Source organism: Butyricicoccus sp. AM32-19 (assembly GCF_003480365.1).
Taxonomy (GTDB): Bacteria; Bacillota; Clostridia; order Oscillospirales; family Butyricicoccaceae; genus Agathobaculum; species Agathobaculum butyriciproducens.
The window spans coordinates 1-14,204 of sequence record NZ_QUIX01000006.1; the positions used below are offsets into that span (position 1 = coordinate 1).

The 14,204-nt window shown below is 58.9% G+C and carries 18 protein-coding genes; all 18 read right to left on the bottom strand.

Features of this window, described 5'->3' with window-relative positions; genetic code table 11:
- Positions 1-115: 115 nt before the first annotated feature.
- Genes DW806_RS06580 through DW806_RS06665 form a run of 18 tightly spaced genes read right to left on the bottom strand, consistent with a single transcriptional unit; the run spans position 116 to position 14,199 of the window.
- A complete protein-coding gene (locus DW806_RS06580; RefSeq protein WP_243022672.1) occupies positions 116-517 on the bottom strand; it encodes a putative ABC transporter permease in 402 nt (133 codons plus the stop codon).
- On the bottom strand, positions 495-1,118 hold the full coding sequence (locus tag DW806_RS06585) for a hypothetical protein (protein ID WP_118729485.1): 624 nt from the start codon (positions 1,116-1,118) through the stop codon (positions 495-497). Before DW806_RS06585 ends, DW806_RS06580 begins: the two co-directional genes overlap by 23 nt.
- 16 nt (positions 1,119-1,134) lie before the next feature.
- A complete protein-coding gene (locus tag DW806_RS06590) occupies positions 1,135-3,111 on the bottom strand; it encodes a hypothetical protein (protein WP_118729486.1) in 1,977 nt (658 codons plus the stop codon).
- On the bottom strand, positions 3,108-3,653 hold the full coding sequence (locus DW806_RS06595; protein ID WP_118729487.1) for a putative phage tail protein: 546 nt from the start codon (positions 3,651-3,653) through the stop codon (positions 3,108-3,110). The genes DW806_RS06590 and DW806_RS06595 overlap by 4 nt, the downstream gene beginning before the upstream one ends.
- The gene (locus DW806_RS06600) at positions 3,646-4,704 is read right to left on the bottom strand and encodes a baseplate J/gp47 family protein (RefSeq protein ID WP_118729488.1); all 1,059 of its coding nucleotides are present in this window, start codon (positions 4,702-4,704) and stop codon (positions 3,646-3,648) included. Before DW806_RS06600 ends, DW806_RS06595 begins: the two co-directional genes overlap by 8 nt.
- Positions 4,691-5,143, bottom strand: coding sequence for a DUF2634 domain-containing protein (locus tag DW806_RS06605; RefSeq protein WP_118729489.1), 453 nt, complete (start codon positions 5,141-5,143; stop codon positions 4,691-4,693). Before DW806_RS06605 ends, DW806_RS06600 begins: the two co-directional genes overlap by 14 nt.
- An 18-nt stretch (positions 5,144-5,161) precedes the next feature.
- Positions 5,162-6,811: a terminase large subunit gene (locus DW806_RS06610; RefSeq protein ID WP_118729490.1), complete on the bottom strand. Its 1,650-nt coding sequence runs from the start codon at positions 6,809-6,811 to the stop codon at positions 5,162-5,164.
- Between the two features lie 17 nt (positions 6,812-6,828).
- Positions 6,829-7,092 carry a hypothetical protein gene (locus DW806_RS06615; protein WP_118479370.1) on the bottom strand — a complete coding sequence of 88 codons (264 nt, stop codon included), beginning with the start codon at positions 7,090-7,092 and terminating at the stop codon, positions 6,829-6,831.
- A gap of 60 nt (positions 7,093-7,152) precedes the next feature.
- Positions 7,153-9,012 (bottom strand): XkdQ/YqbQ family protein, encoded by a 1,860-nt coding sequence (locus DW806_RS06620; protein WP_118729491.1) that lies wholly within the window; start codon positions 9,010-9,012, stop codon positions 7,153-7,155.
- Positions 9,013-9,025: 13 nt separating this feature from the next.
- Complete coding sequence (locus DW806_RS06625) at positions 9,026-9,442, bottom strand: hypothetical protein (RefSeq protein ID WP_118729492.1); 417 nt, start codon at positions 9,440-9,442, stop codon at positions 9,026-9,028.
- A gap of 13 nt (positions 9,443-9,455) precedes the next feature.
- Positions 9,456-11,378 (bottom strand): hypothetical protein, encoded by a 1,923-nt coding sequence (locus tag DW806_RS06630; protein ID WP_118729493.1) that lies wholly within the window; start codon positions 11,376-11,378, stop codon positions 9,456-9,458.
- Positions 11,371-11,556: a hypothetical protein gene (locus DW806_RS06635; RefSeq protein WP_118729494.1), complete on the bottom strand. Its 186-nt coding sequence runs from the start codon at positions 11,554-11,556 to the stop codon at positions 11,371-11,373. The genes DW806_RS06630 and DW806_RS06635 overlap by 8 nt, the downstream gene beginning before the upstream one ends.
- Before the next feature lie 14 nt (positions 11,557-11,570).
- Complete coding sequence (locus DW806_RS06640) at positions 11,571-11,954, bottom strand: hypothetical protein (RefSeq protein ID WP_118729495.1); 384 nt, start codon at positions 11,952-11,954, stop codon at positions 11,571-11,573.
- Entirely contained in the window at positions 11,947-12,375 is a 429-nt protein-coding gene (locus tag DW806_RS06645) for a hypothetical protein (protein ID WP_118729496.1), read from the bottom strand. The genes DW806_RS06640 and DW806_RS06645 overlap by 8 nt, the downstream gene beginning before the upstream one ends.
- The gene (locus DW806_RS06650; protein ID WP_118729497.1) at positions 12,372-12,818 is read right to left on the bottom strand and encodes an HK97 gp10 family phage protein; all 447 of its coding nucleotides are present in this window, start codon (positions 12,816-12,818) and stop codon (positions 12,372-12,374) included. Before DW806_RS06650 ends, DW806_RS06645 begins: the two co-directional genes overlap by 4 nt.
- Positions 12,808-13,164: a head-tail adaptor protein gene (locus tag DW806_RS06655; RefSeq protein ID WP_118729498.1), complete on the bottom strand. Its 357-nt coding sequence runs from the start codon at positions 13,162-13,164 to the stop codon at positions 12,808-12,810. Before DW806_RS06655 ends, DW806_RS06650 begins: the two co-directional genes overlap by 11 nt.
- On the bottom strand, positions 13,145-13,459 hold the full coding sequence (locus tag DW806_RS06660) for a head-tail connector protein (protein ID WP_118729499.1): 315 nt from the start codon (positions 13,457-13,459) through the stop codon (positions 13,145-13,147). Before DW806_RS06660 ends, DW806_RS06655 begins: the two co-directional genes overlap by 20 nt.
- Positions 13,456-14,199: a Clp protease ClpP gene (locus DW806_RS06665; RefSeq protein WP_118729500.1), complete on the bottom strand. Its 744-nt coding sequence runs from the start codon at positions 14,197-14,199 to the stop codon at positions 13,456-13,458. The genes DW806_RS06660 and DW806_RS06665 overlap by 4 nt, the downstream gene beginning before the upstream one ends.
- Positions 14,200-14,204 lie beyond the last annotated feature (5 nt).

Here is a 14,204-nt window from a genome sequence, read left to right on the forward strand (position 1 = left end):
ATTCGTACTGTACGCTGCGCCAGTGCTTGATGTAGATGTTGTTGGGGTACATAACTTTTGTCCTTTCCGGGCATTCGCCCTGTTCAACTGTAAAATTTCCTACGTTTTTTGTCTGTTAGTCAAAGATCTTGTGTAATCGGTCCTCAACCCAGACGGCCACCGCCGACAGTGCCGCCCATGCAAACATAAACTGCGGGCACACCTGCCCCATGATGTTGCCGGGCACGCCAGAGTAGTCCCATACATCCAGACCGAGCCAGACATTGAGCACCATGCCTGCCAGCAGTTCCAGCACGGTACAGATCGCAGCACCCTGTGCCATCTGCAAGATGATCGGCGGTCGCTGCTGGATCTCATTCAGCAGGCCAACTGCCACAAAGCAAACGCCGCCGAGTACACCCATCGACCAGTGCGTGTAGCCGCGCCATGCGATCTCGATCAGCATGTACAGCACGCCGCCGATCACCGCGAACAGCAGGTGCTCAAGCACAGACTTAGGCGTAATTCCACGCAACACTCAAGACCTCCTCTGCCGTCGCGGCATTGCGGAGATCCACCTCTGCTGCCTGCTGGATGCTCACTCGCGGTTCGACGTAGGCTGCAATCGCCAGTGCCAGCGCACACAGATCAGCATACTGCCAAACCGTACATTCATCGCCGGTAGAGTTCCATCGCAACTCTCGTTCCACTCCGGCAGACTGCGCAACCTGCTGTACCGCCAGTGCAGAGGTAAGCTGTGCCTGCTTTTCCGACGTTACAGCATACTTCTTACCATCCGTCCATGTCAGCGGATTTTCGGACAGCCATGCAGCGAGGTCAGTCTTGCTGTCTGCGATACGCTGCTCACGCAGATCATCAACCGAGGTCAGCGGTGTGCCATACAGCTCCTCACCGACGGCCTGCAACAGCAGTGCGTCAGCCTGTGCGGCTACACGCTCCTGCAAGTCCGCGCCATCGGCAACCTCGGTGACATACTCGTCATACTCCCACTGCGTGTTTCCGTCTGCGCCTGTGGTTTCAACCGGATTCAGGCAAAACCTTACCCACGCGCGTCCCGGCTTGTTCGGCATACTGTTCGCCGTGATTTTCTCCGGCTTGTTGTCGCCGTGTACCTTCATTTAGATCACTCCTTTCTTATGGCTCGCACAGGAGACGCGCGGAAACGTTCGAGTAAGAACCCGATGAAGAGGTGCTCGCATTGAAGCTCAACAGACCTGCATACGTACCTTCGTTCCAGTCGCCACCAACACACAACACGCGCCAGTCGGGGTCCGAATACGCATAATCCGGGACGTATGTTGTTTCCGAGCCGCCAGACGTTTTCGGAATGAGCAGACCATTGTCGGTAACGGTCAAGTCCTTAATCCAACCGCTTGCGGGCAGCGTGCCAATATTGGTATAACCGGTTGCTGTATCGTCCGCGTACTTGCTCGGGTCGGTACAGTAGTAAGCCGCTGTACCGTTGGCATTAAAGCCGTCTACCCACTGGTACACGTTTCCCCAAAGGTTTTCAATCCAGCGGTACTGGACAGAGGTTTGACCATCCGTGCCGGATGCGCGTCCGGTGTGATAAGTCATACTGTCCGTTGCGCCGGACTGCGTGCTTGAATTCCTGCTTACAAATCCTTGTCCGATTTTTGTCTGACAGTTCCAGTTTGCAAATTCAACGATATACAAGAAGATAATTGCACAGTAGGTTGCAAAATCATACAGGTGGAATTTTGAACCTTTGCTCTTTGCGTTGCTGCGCGCTGTCGCGCGAGTGATGTTCACATACGGTGATACAAGAGCCGTACTCGGTCTAACGCTACCCATGTGATATTTACCAATGTACTTACCACTACCAGGATGCTTGGTAAATCCTGTTTTGGGCTTGTCTGACACATAAAAATACTGCTTTGTGCCGCTGCGCTTCTGAGCCACATAAAACGCAGGAATAAATACCATCGTATAATCGCAATCATGTGAAAACCGGCTGTCACCCTTCCACGCTGTCACCGTACCAGAAGCATTGAGGTTGCACTCCTTCATACCGTTCCAAGGAGCATACGCATCAAAAGGCGAACTGCCCGAGCCAGTACCAACCGCCGGTTTAGGCTCAGTTGTCACCGAGCACGTAACCAATCCGTAAGGGTCAGTGCTCGGTGTTAAGCGTGTCAGCGCTGTGGAGCTGTTGCTTGTATCCCAGCAAACACCGAACACGTTAGCGTAACTCAGCGTTAGCGACTTGCTCTGCCCGCTGGCTGTAATACTAACCGTACCCTCTGCGGTCTGGTTGCCCTTGGTAGCCTTAATCGTCCAAGTACCCGCCTTGCCAACGGTAAATACCGCCGTGCCGGTGCTGGTCTTGGTCAATACCGTACTGCCCAGCGTAGCAGTGACAGTCGAGCCACTATCTACGGTTACGGTAATCGTAGACTGGAATTTCTCAAGCGTTACTGCAAGTGCCGTGTAATATGCCTTAGTTGTAACCTCGGCAGTGTACGTCGTACCGGACAGTGCAGCGCTCAGGGTGTAGGTAGTGTTAATGCCGAGTACGCTTACAGTTGCCGTCTTGCTGCTGTCTACCGTGCCGGTGTAGGCTTCCCCGCCGCCCTTGAGCGTCCATACCTGACCGACAAAATCAGTTGCAAATGTCAGTGTAATACGACTGCCGCCAGATGCAGGCGCGTCTACCTCGCCCACGGTATTATCAGCCGTAAAGCCGACATATTTACCTTTTTTGCCCTTGATCTTGTCCTGCTTTGCCGCAAACAGCGCATTGTGAGCGCTTGCGCTCGTGTTATGCGTATCTACGGCGCCCTTGCCCTCGTAATTCATTGCGGGAAGCTGGCTGCTCGGCACCTTGCCGTCAGCGCCCAGACCTGCAATGCCGCCAGCCTTGCCCTTATCCGCCGCCGATACCGCGCCCAGATCAGAGGCAGTCAGGCTGCCTCCTTTCACGGTCTTCTTGACCTCGGAAGCCAATTCCGTGGTCTTTACACGCGCTGCAACTTCGTTGTCCAGCTTGTCCCAGTTGTCGTTGAGCGCCTGCTTGATATTGAACGTGCTCGCGCCGTCCTTGTCCGGATCGTACTTAAACAGCCCCAGAATTTTGGTTTTCAGGCTCACGCCTGCACCTCCTCAAATGCAAATTCGCTAATTTTGTGCGTCTGCAATTCGTCCAGCGTCATGCCCTCGATCTCGCGGACGAGAATCCAGCGCCAGAGATATTTGCTTGCCAGATGGCACGGTATCACGCGGTCCACCGCCTCCTGCAACGCGGCAAGCTCAGCCGGAGCCGGAATGCCATACGCGCCGACAAACGTCAGCATGATCACGCCCGCGGCAAAGCCGACGGAAATCTCGCCATTCTTCCAGCTGTCGCACACGCGCTGGATCAGGTCAACGTCGCACTTGCCCGAGCCGCGCCACCGTGCAATCAGCGCCGTGCGGCGCTCCTCCAGCGTGCCGGTCGAGGCCAGTCCGGCGTCGCGCTCCTCGATGGCAAGCGCCCACGTCATGCTGGCAGGAAACAGCTGCTGCGTAATGTCGAGCATCTGCTCTCGCTGCGTGTCGTCGAGCGACTGGATCGCGGCAAGCAGGTCACACACCCACTTGTCCGTGCGGTACGCCACCGGCAGACTGCGCAACATGTTGTCAAACTCAGCCATAGGTAATTGTCACCTCTCCGAGAACCGGACACTCACGTTCCGCGATTGCAATATTCACGATGCCGCCGGATACTTTCAGCCCGGCGTAGTCAATCACGCCCGGCGTGTCCATGATGGCCGCACCGATCTGCGCATAGCTGACATAATCCTGCGTAAAGACCGTGCCTGCCAGATAGGCCGCAACGCTCTCCTTGATGCCGGATGTCAGGATGTCCTCGGTCACGGTGTCCGATTTGGACACCGTGCAGCTGACCGTAATGGCCTTGCCGGTTGCAGCAGTGACAAAGCACTGTGCGCCGATGGGCGCCTGTCCGCGGCCTGCGCCCTCGCTGTCGGGGTCGATGTAGTCCTGCACCGACTTCACGAGCGCAGGCGATGCAGGCTGACCGGCGTTGTCCGCGATTACGACATCAACTGTGTTGACACCCTGCACCCGCGGGAACACCTTGACATGGCCGACACCGGCCACCTCCAGCGCCCACTGCATGTAGTGGTAGATGTTGCCCGACGTAGCAGGCGTGCGCAGCACGACCAGATACCGCGCATAATACTCGCTGTCCGACTCCTCGGCATAACCGCCGCCGATCGGCTCAGGGTTATCACACGAGGCAATGCCCTGCACTGCCACCGGCATCTGCGTCACGCTGTGCGCGGGCAGATTGCCTGCCGTGCCGTCCACCGTGCAGGTGACCGGTACAGTGCCCTCGCCCTCAATAGCTACGGTCTCTGTCGCATAATACTGGACACCGCCGCCGGACTCAAACAGCGTGCCCTGCTCGACCGTGCCTGTGCCGGTGACGGTCAGGCTGCCGTGAGCAAAGGTCGCCGCCTTGCGCTCCAAGCCGGAGCGCGGATAGATGTAACGGTCAAGAGCGCTGTCGTGCAGGTTTTCCGGGTCAAGCTGCTGTCTGGCCTCGTCAATAGCCGTGTCCGTGCCCTCCATGCGGAGCGACACCGCCGCCAGCAGGTCATAGGTCGGGAAACCGATGGTTTTCTGATAGCTTTCCGGCATATTGCCAAGCATCTCTGTTAAAATGTCACTCGCTGACATACGTCGTCACCTCCTCACTCTCTCCGGTGTGCAGCCGGACCGTGAAGCGGACCTCCACGCCGCGCCGCACGCGCGTAAACTTAAAACTGTCAAGTGACCGGATGGCCGGGCAGAACGCGGCGGTCTCCCGCACGTTGCGCTCAATCTCGGCAAAAATCCAGCCCTCCGGCACGCGCCGGTCAAGGCTGACCGCCTCCACGCCCGGCTGGGTCGTACCGCTCGTCCGGTAGATCGGGATTGCACCCGGCTTTTGCCGGAGCATCAGCTCAAGCCACTGCTTGACCGCCTCAATGCCCTGCCGCTCCACCAGAGCGCCGTCGATCAGCCGGAAACTGCCCGAGCGTCCGTCCTCATGGAACACAAACTCCGGAGACCGCCCGATGCTCTCCGCAACCTGCGCGGGCAACTCCTCCGGGATAACCGGAAACACATCGGCCATAGCCGACACCTCCTAAACTCACATATGCCAATCAGCAGCCGCCACGCTGTCCGCCAGCGTCGGTGCAGGCTGCAGCATCGCCGTCGCAAACGCGATGATCCACGCCACCGTGATATCAATGCGTCCGCGGCTCCGCTTTTTGGTTGGCTTGATATTTTCGTTATCATCCGACACGCACCGCAGATTGAGGAAACACTGCCGTGCTGCCGTGTTGTGCACATGCAGCATCTCATGCGCTCGGATGAGCCGCTCCAGCTCCTTCATCGGTGGCGAGATGGACCGGATACCCTGCGGTATCTCGACAACCTCAGTCACCGTACCGGCAAGCCGCTCGCGGATGGACTGCATTACGGTCGCACCCAGATACGGGTCAAAGCCGACCATGCGCAGGTCGTAATCCTGTGCGGCCTGCACCACAGCGTCAGCCACAGCCTCAAAGTCGATGATATCGCCCTCACAGCCGTGTAGGAAACCTGCGCGTATCCAGTCTCGATACGGTACATGGTCCTCGCGCTCGCGAGCGTCAATGCCGTCAAGCGGCATCCACCCGGTAGGCAGAGCCACCCACCTGTCCAGACCTTCCTGCGGCGGAAACACCAGCACAAAGGCGGTAAGGTCTGTACTCTTGGAGAGGTCAACGCCGCCGTAGCAGGTCTTGCCGCGCAGCAGCTGCACGGCCTCACGCCAGTCCTTGCAGTCCGGCGGATTCCATTGCGTCTTGTCGTAAATGGTTATCGGTATCCACCCGACAGTCGCCGTGGCAATCCACTGGTTAAGCCTGAGCCAACGGAACAGCCGCTCGGCGGCCTCGCTCTTCTTGGCGTCCGCCGCCTGGGCGCGGATGGTGGCCATCTTGAGCGTCTTGCCGAGCGACGGATTGCACCGCCGCCACAGGTCCTCGTCGTAGATGTTGAGGTCTTTCAGTTCGTCCTCGTCCTCGATCAGTCCGAGGCCGTAGATGATCGGCAGCCACCGAGGGTCATCGTAGGCTTTCTCATCCCTCGCGCCGCGCCGCCATCGGTAGATAGCAAGCGCTTTCTCGTGGACTTCCCAGCCGATGGATTTTCGGTCGGGGTCATCTCCGGCGGTCGTCAGCACGATCCACACCGGCTGACGGCGTGCGTCACCGGCGCCGAAGGTCATAACGTCCCACAGGTCGCGGCTCGGCTGGGCGTGCAGCTCATCAAAGATAACGCAGCTCGGCTTGTAGCCATGCTTGCTGTACGCCTCGCTGGACAGTACCTTGAGCCTGCTGCCGCTCGTCTCGTCGTAGATGGTCTTCGTGCTGTCCACGATGCGGCTGCGCTTTTTCAGCGCCGGACTCTGCTCGACCATGTACTTGGCCGCCGCAAAGACGATGCCCGCATTGTCGCGGTCAGCCGCTACGACATACACCTCGCCGTTAATCTCGCCGTCGGCAAACAGGTGGTACACGCCCAGACCGGCAGCGATTTCCGACTTGCCGTTCTTCTTTGCAATCTCAAGGTACAGGTACTGGTATCGCCGCAGGTAGTTGCCTGCCGGGTCGTCCTCGTCCTCGATCAGCTGACCGTAAAACTCGGTTATCATGTCGCGCTGCCAGTCCATCAGGCGCAGCGGCACACCGCTGGAGCACGTCAGGCACTCCAAAAAATCGCAGACAAACTGCGCCTGCTCCTGGTCAAACATCCGCTGCACCTCCTCCGTTACAGACTGTCCAAAACCAACAGCTGTGCCCCATGCAGCAGCGCCGCCGCCTGCATGCCGACCTTCCACGTTTTGCTTTTTGCCGTGGCGGTCATAATCAGGCCGGTGCTGCTGTCAAACTTAAATTCTTTGTCCGCAATGGCAAAGATCAGCTTGGGCGTTACCTGCACGACCTCTGCCCTGTACCACGGCTGCGGCTTGCGGTTGACCTCGGCACGGCTTGTCTCTCGGATGACCCGCGCCAGTGCCGTATCCCATGCCATAGGCACGCACTCCTTTCCACATCTTCCACAGTGTTATCCACAAGCATACAATATCTTGTGTTATCCCCACGGCGTACAGAAACCGGAAATCTCCGCGTAACTGCGAGTAACACGCTTGACAGAGTTGCTGCAATTGCCCTCAACGGTTTCGCAGCTTGATGCTCCGGCCGATATTACAATGCCGATATGCCGGTCACCCTGAATCATCAAATCGCCCGCCTTAGGCTTGTAACTGCCTGCCGATTTGTACTTGCCGCGAGACTTGAAATAGCTGCTCATATCGCCAACGTAGCCGTAGCTTGTCGGGATAGGCGCACCGGACTTATACGCACACCAGCAAACAAAATAAACACACCAGGCAACACCGTTGTGACCGGCCCACTGGCCGTACTTGTTGATGTCCTTGCCGGACTCCTTGTAACCGACCTCGCCCAGTGCCGTGTTGATAAACGACACCGCACTGCCCGAGCCGCCGCCCGATCCGCCGATGATCGCAGAGCCGTTTTTGCGTCCCCAGCGATTGCACTCGGCGTTGCTGCTCATCAGAAGGTCAAAGTGGTACACGCCGTTCTTGATCTGGATCGCGCCGCCTCTGTCGTTGACCGTGTAGGTCGTTCCGTCGAGGCTTGTGCCCGTGTCGCGCACCGTGATTTTGGTGCCAAACGGCACAGACGGCGGTGCGGCGCAGGTTTTCTTGCTCGGGTCGAGCCTGTTGCCCTGTGCATCCAGATAACCGCCCTCCATCGCGTTCGCCGCCGGATAATAGGCGGTAAACAACGCCTTGACGATCGTGCCGCCCGCGCTGCTGTCACTGCCGCCGGACAGATCGGGCAGGCCGAACACCTGCACCTTGTCCGTGCTGGCGGCCTTGATGGCTGCCGCGTCAGTCTTGCCCTCGGCGGCGGCTCGCACCTGCTCGAGCGCCGTGATTTCCAGCGCCATTGTGTGCCCTGCACCGCCGTAGTGGTGCTCCACGCGCGTAATGCGGAAGTTGCCCTTGATGCCGAACGCGGGCGAGTTAAATCGTAGTACCACGCCGCTTGTCACCTCATCACAGCCCCAAATCTCGGAGATAGAGCGGGTCTGTCCTACCTTGTCGGCATTTTTCAGCAGATTTTTCACCATCTGCCCAAGCACAGCCGTGCCGGGGTTCTCGGTCACGGTCTCGATGTGCTGCATAAAGCCGTAACGTTTGACAGACGCCGCGTTGCTGGCCTGTGCGCCGATGTACGCCTTGCCGTCGTCCTCGGCGGCAATGACAACAGCGTTGTAGGTGTCCTGGGTGCTGTCCTCGCCGCTCACCTGACCGAGCGCCCATGTGATGTCAAATGCGGCGATATTTTTCGCTGGCTTGTGGTATGCCTTGATGGGTGCGGTCGGCAGTGCCTCGACCTGCAGGCCGCTGTCGTCCACGCGGTGGCGGTACTGCTTGCCGGTCGCAGACGTGCAGGTGTTCAGCACATCGCTGATAATGTCAGCGGGCGTACTGCCGGTCCACAGCTGCGTGATCTTGGTCGGCAGGCTGCACACCTTGCCGACTGTCACGCCCGCCTTGGCACACGCCTTGCGGATGACCTGATCGGCGGCAAGGTTGTTGACCTGCAGTACGATTTCTGACTTATTCAGATACCAGCCGCGGTCATAGGCGGTAACACCGCCGTCCAGCGTCACCGTGATAATGATGCCCGAGAACACGGTCTTGCCCTGATTGGTCACGCGCACCTTGTCGCCCGGCGCAAGCGCCAGCTTGGGCGTGTACTTGTCCCACGGCGAGATAAACGTCGTAAACGTCAGCTCCGCCGCCAGCGTGTCAAGGTCATCCGTCAGCGTCATGTCACTGGCAAACGCCGTAATGTCGCGCGGCTGTGCGCCGTCGCGGTACAGCACGAGCTTGTGCTCGTCTACATAGCCTGCCGCCATGCGGCGCACCTCCTCATGTGATAAATCTGTATTCTGTCACGGCAATGCTGTACTCCAGATCGCCGTTGCGGCGCACGGTGACGTCAAAGCTGTCCACCGTCACCGGCATGTTAAGCCGGGAAGCGCCCTTGCTGTCGAGCACGATCAGCCGGAACGGCACTTTCTTGTCACGCCACCGGTCGAAAAAATCTACATACGCCCAGCCGTCCGCAGATGCCTCGGACGGCATAAACGGATATCTGTGTACCGGCAACAGTGCCGTCCACTCCATGTGCCGCAGACCGAGCGTGCCGATGCGGCGATAGTCTCGGCTCAGGCCCTCGTAGGTCTCGTGGTGCTGCTCCGGCTGCGGAATTGGGAAATCCGGCGGACAGTGCGGCAGCGTCCAAACCTCTTCATTGTTGTTTACGCTGAAAATAATCTTGTACACTTACCGCACCTCCTTATGTGTTGCCGAGCGCCGCCAGCACCTTGCGGCCGACGTACTCACCGACCTGCTCAGTGAACTCACGGTTGCCGATCACGTTGCCCTGGATGTTGACGTTGACCGTCACGCTCCGACCGCCTGCCGCCTTGACAGACACATCATGCGGGATGATCTGCGTTCCGCTCGGCAGGTTCATAATTTCGCCGCCGCGCTCGTTGACACGGGTTAGGCCGCCGCGCCAGTAGGGCGTACCCATGGCGTTGCCGAGTCCCGGCAGGCTCAGCAGGCTGCTGGGTGTCGGCTTAGGTATCGTCGTAGTGGTCGAGGTCGTGGTCTTGACCGGACCGGCCGTTGTAGTCGTTTTGCTGCTGGTCTTGGTCTGGGTCGTCCCCGTAGACGTGCCCGAGCGATTGCCCGTTGTGGCATTGTCTACCCACTCGATAGCGTCGCCCAGGACACCCTTTGCGCCCTTGTACAAACTGCCCAGGATGGGGATGCTCTCAATCTTATCATTGAGCCACGACAGCTTGTCTCCGACCCATTCCAGAGCCGTCTTAGCGGCGTTTTTAACCTTATCAAACGCACCGGAAAAGGCAGTACCGATTTTGATGCTGACGGTCTTGAACTTATTCCAAAGGCTCTGCGCACCGGCCTTGATTGTGTCCCAGTTTTTGTAGAGCAGCACGCCCACTGCAATCAGCGCCTCGATAGCAAGGATAACTGCACCGATCGGGTTTGCCGTCATTGCAGCATTAAGTCCGGTCTGCGCGACTGTTGCTGTGTCGGTGGCGGCAGCCTGACCGCCCAGTACACCGGTCATGGTCAGGAGAGTAGTAACCGCTCCACCAATTGTGCTGATAGAATTAGTCAAGCCGCTGTTAAAATCGAGCACCTTCTTCACGGCCCACATACCCGCCAGCGCCTTCAGTGTTGCAATCAAAGTGTCGGAATTGTCGCGGCACCACTGCACTGCATCTCCGGCTTTCTGCAGGGTCTGCGCAAACTTCTCATCAAACTGTTTTTTCAGATTGCTGAGATCCAGATTGGAAAGCCAATCAGTAAGCGCATCCGCCTTTTTCTGCACCCAGTCCAGCACCGATCCAGAGCGGATCGAGCCGTCCTCAGCTGCACCGGCCAGCACCCACAACTGACTTTTGAGTTTGGAACTGGTGTCTCCCACCTTGGCCAGCATCTCGTCCAGCGTCGCATGGTTACGCCGGGCGTTGATGACCTGCTGATTATTGGCGTAGAAGCTGTCCGCAGCCTTGTCGTAGGTCTTGGAGAGCGTATCCATGATCAGCTGATTGCGTTTGCTGACATCGGTTGTTTTCTCCAGCTTGGCGTTAAAATCATCCTCCATGATGCCGACCCAGTTCAGCGCATCAGCGAAAACGCCGGTCACCTGTCCGGTTCGCGCAGTCTCGTTGGCGGACTCTACCAGACCTTCGATCGGCAGCGAATCGCCAAATGTGCCATGCACGCCTGCGGCGATCCGCGTCCATTTCGTTACATCTTCCGCATTCTTTGCCATGTTGGCAAGCAGCTGGCTTGCCTCGGTCGCGGTGTCCGTATCACCAAGGATCGCATAGAAGTTGCGGTAGCTCTTGCGAGCGACATCGGTGGAAAAGCCCGCCGCCTGAAATCCAGCGTTTAACTTGCCCTGCGCAACGCGGTACTCCTCGGTGGCACCGTCGAGTGCAATGAACGCAGCGGTCATGCCTGCAACAGCCGCACCGGCAGCCTTGACACCCTTCTTTGCAAAATCCCCCAACGCCGTGAGCGATTTATTTTTGAATGCGACCACCTTGCGGGTGGCCTGCATCATGCTGTCATCAATATTCTTGCCGGACTTCTTCGCGGCCTTCGCCGCAGCGACCAGTCCGCCGGACATTTCATCCTTCAAGGTGAGGACGGTGTTGATAACCTTATTTTTAGCCACTATTCCGTTCCTCCTCCGGTGCGTATGCGCGGCAGACGCCTGCCGCAATCAGGTTTATCATATCCTCGTACCAGCGCGCCCGCCCGACTCGCAGCACCGCACGGTCTGCGTAGCTCATCTGCCGGATTTGCTCCGGCGTGATGCCTCGTACCGCATAAAACGCCGCAAGGTCGAGCACCGGGTCGCGCTCAATCAGTTTTTTACCGGGTCCTCATCCTCATCACCGGCAATCAGGCCGAGCCAGGTAAACAGGACTGCCGCGAGCGCATTGACCTCTTGGACATCCATCAGCGCCCAGATAACGTCGTACGGGTCGGTCACGCCGAGCGCGGTGTGCAGCTCCGTGTCCTGCAATGCCGGACAGCAGTCGTAGATCAGCTGTGCGCCGATGTTCAGCATCTGCGCCGGCTGCTCTCGTGCAGCGAGAAATGCCTCATAAGCATCCAGCTGTGCGGTATGCCCGATCTTTACAAAATCAAGCAGCTGACCGCCGACCTTAAACTGAATGACCTTGGCTTTGTCAGCCTTGCGCTGCTCGGCTTTCGCCGCCAGCGCGTCCAGTAACTTTTTATCCATATACCATTTCCTCCATAAATTCGCCGGTCTCCTCGGCGGTCTCGATCCAGGTGAGCCGCAGCATGACTGTCAGCGTCTCGCCGTCTGCGTCGCAGGTGATGTCGTCCTCCGGGATGAGCACCACGTCCTGCACGGTCACGCCCTCCCGCAGCGCCGTGCGGATCGCGTCAGCGGCGGCGTTCAGTTCGTCCCGCGGGCGCGTGCCGTCGGCGGGATAAAAATAAATCTCGATGTCGCAGCCGGTCTCGGCGTAATCGTCCGTGCCCATGCCGTCGGTCTGACCAACGTCAATGCGGTAACTGCGCCGCACCAGCGGAGCCTTAACATCGTCACGGATACGCCCGGCCGTCAGGTCGGCAGCCCCCAGAGCCGCGCTTACCACCGCGCCGAGCGCGTCGTCTATCTCTTTCCAACGGATCATAGCTTGTTAATCACCTCGTCCAGAGCGTCCTCGGCGGCCTGCTGAAACTGCTCGTCAAAGCCTTTTGCGGCTTCCTCGAACACGTTCTTGCCGTCCTGCTTCTTACCGCGCGAACCGTCACGCGCTTTGGGCGTCCATCCCTGCTCGACCAGATGGCCGATCGGGTCATTGGAGTACACGCGGATGCGCATTTGCCCCAGCTTTGTGTACACCCTGCCGCGTTTGATGCTTTTGTGGTAATGTCCGGCTTCGCGCTCGTACTTTTCACGCTTTACTGCGGTACGGTTGACTGACGCACGCGCCTGCTGAGCTGTCTTGCGGCGCAGCTTGCTGCCCTGATCTCGGAGCAGCTTTTTCTGTGCCTTCTCCAGCTCTTTCGGCTGTGCCAGTAGCTTTTCGGAAAAGTCAAACAGCTCCGAGCAGTCAAAACCATCACGAGCCATCGCGTGTCACCTCTCCCTGCCGCAGTGTGCAGTAAATCTCCACCCAGCCGCGGCGGTTATAGATTGGCAGCCAGTACGACACATCGAGCCGCTGACCGCGGATAATAAAGTACATCTCGAGGCACAGCTCCGGCAGGCTGGCACTCCGGCAGACCACGCGGTGCGTGATCTCGGCACGCTCGGCGTCACCGGTCAGCGTCTCCGTGCGCCCGCTTGTCGGGTTGACGGCCGCCCAGATTGTCCGGCTTTTGGTGTAGCAGTAGTCGGTCTCGCCGTTTGGCTGCTCCACCGGTGCGGCAAGCCATACTTCGGCGCGGTCGCGCAGATCACGCACCTGTGTTGCCATCGCCCGCACCTCCAAACGCACACACAAGCTTGAGTTGGTTTACCATCTGCCGCACGAGCGGCGGAACCGTAGCCAGGGCTGCGGCTGCATTGTCTGCACACTTGCCCTCGTACTGGTTGAGCACCATTGCCTGCACAATGAGGTCATACATCGCCTCGTGGCCGTCACGAGTGATACCGCACTGCGCGAGATAGCTGTCGCTCATCTCCGCAAAGCCGGTCAGCTGCGCATCGTCATCATCGTAGTCGATGCGGCAATACGCCTTGAGCGCTGCCAGTCGTCCTGCGTCGATCATACGACCACCGCCCGGAGTTCTGCCTCAGCGATGGCGATGGCCCGCTTGCGGGCGGTGTTCAAATTGGACACCGGCGGCTGCGGCTCTGGCTCTTGGCTCTGGCTCTGTGCAGCGATGTACGCCGCACGCAGCTTGTCCATATCAGGGACAGCTCCGCAAGCGTTGTAAATATTGTTCAGATTGAGCGGCTCGCCCGGCTGCTCCTCGCCGATGATCTCGTCGATCAGACCGGCGTCCAGCGCCGCACGGGCGCTGAGAAAGGTCTCGCGGTCCATCATGCGGCGCAGTGCGTCATGACTGGTCTTGCCGCCGACCTTGCTCTCGTACGCCGCGATAATGCTCTCGGTGATGCTCTCGAGCATCTGCATGCTCTCGCGGTGTACGCCCTGATTGCCCTCGGTGACCGTGCTCGGCAGGTGGATCATCACCTGACCGACCGGCGAGCACGCCGCCGTATCCGCGCCTGCCATCACGACAGACGCGGCAGAACCAGCAAGGCTCTGCACCTCGGCGCGGGTATGTACGCCCTGCCGGGACGCATTGCGCAGCAGGCTGTACATCTCAAAACCCGCAAAGACCGAGCCGCCGCCGGAGTTGATCTCCAGCACAAATTCCTCGTCTGCGGGATTTTCGGCAAGCGCCGACCGGATATCCGCCGGACAGGCCGCTGGGATACCCCACCAGCGCAGGATAGGCGCGTCACTGTCGGCCACGATGTGACCGTTTAAGCTGTATCTCATGCCGT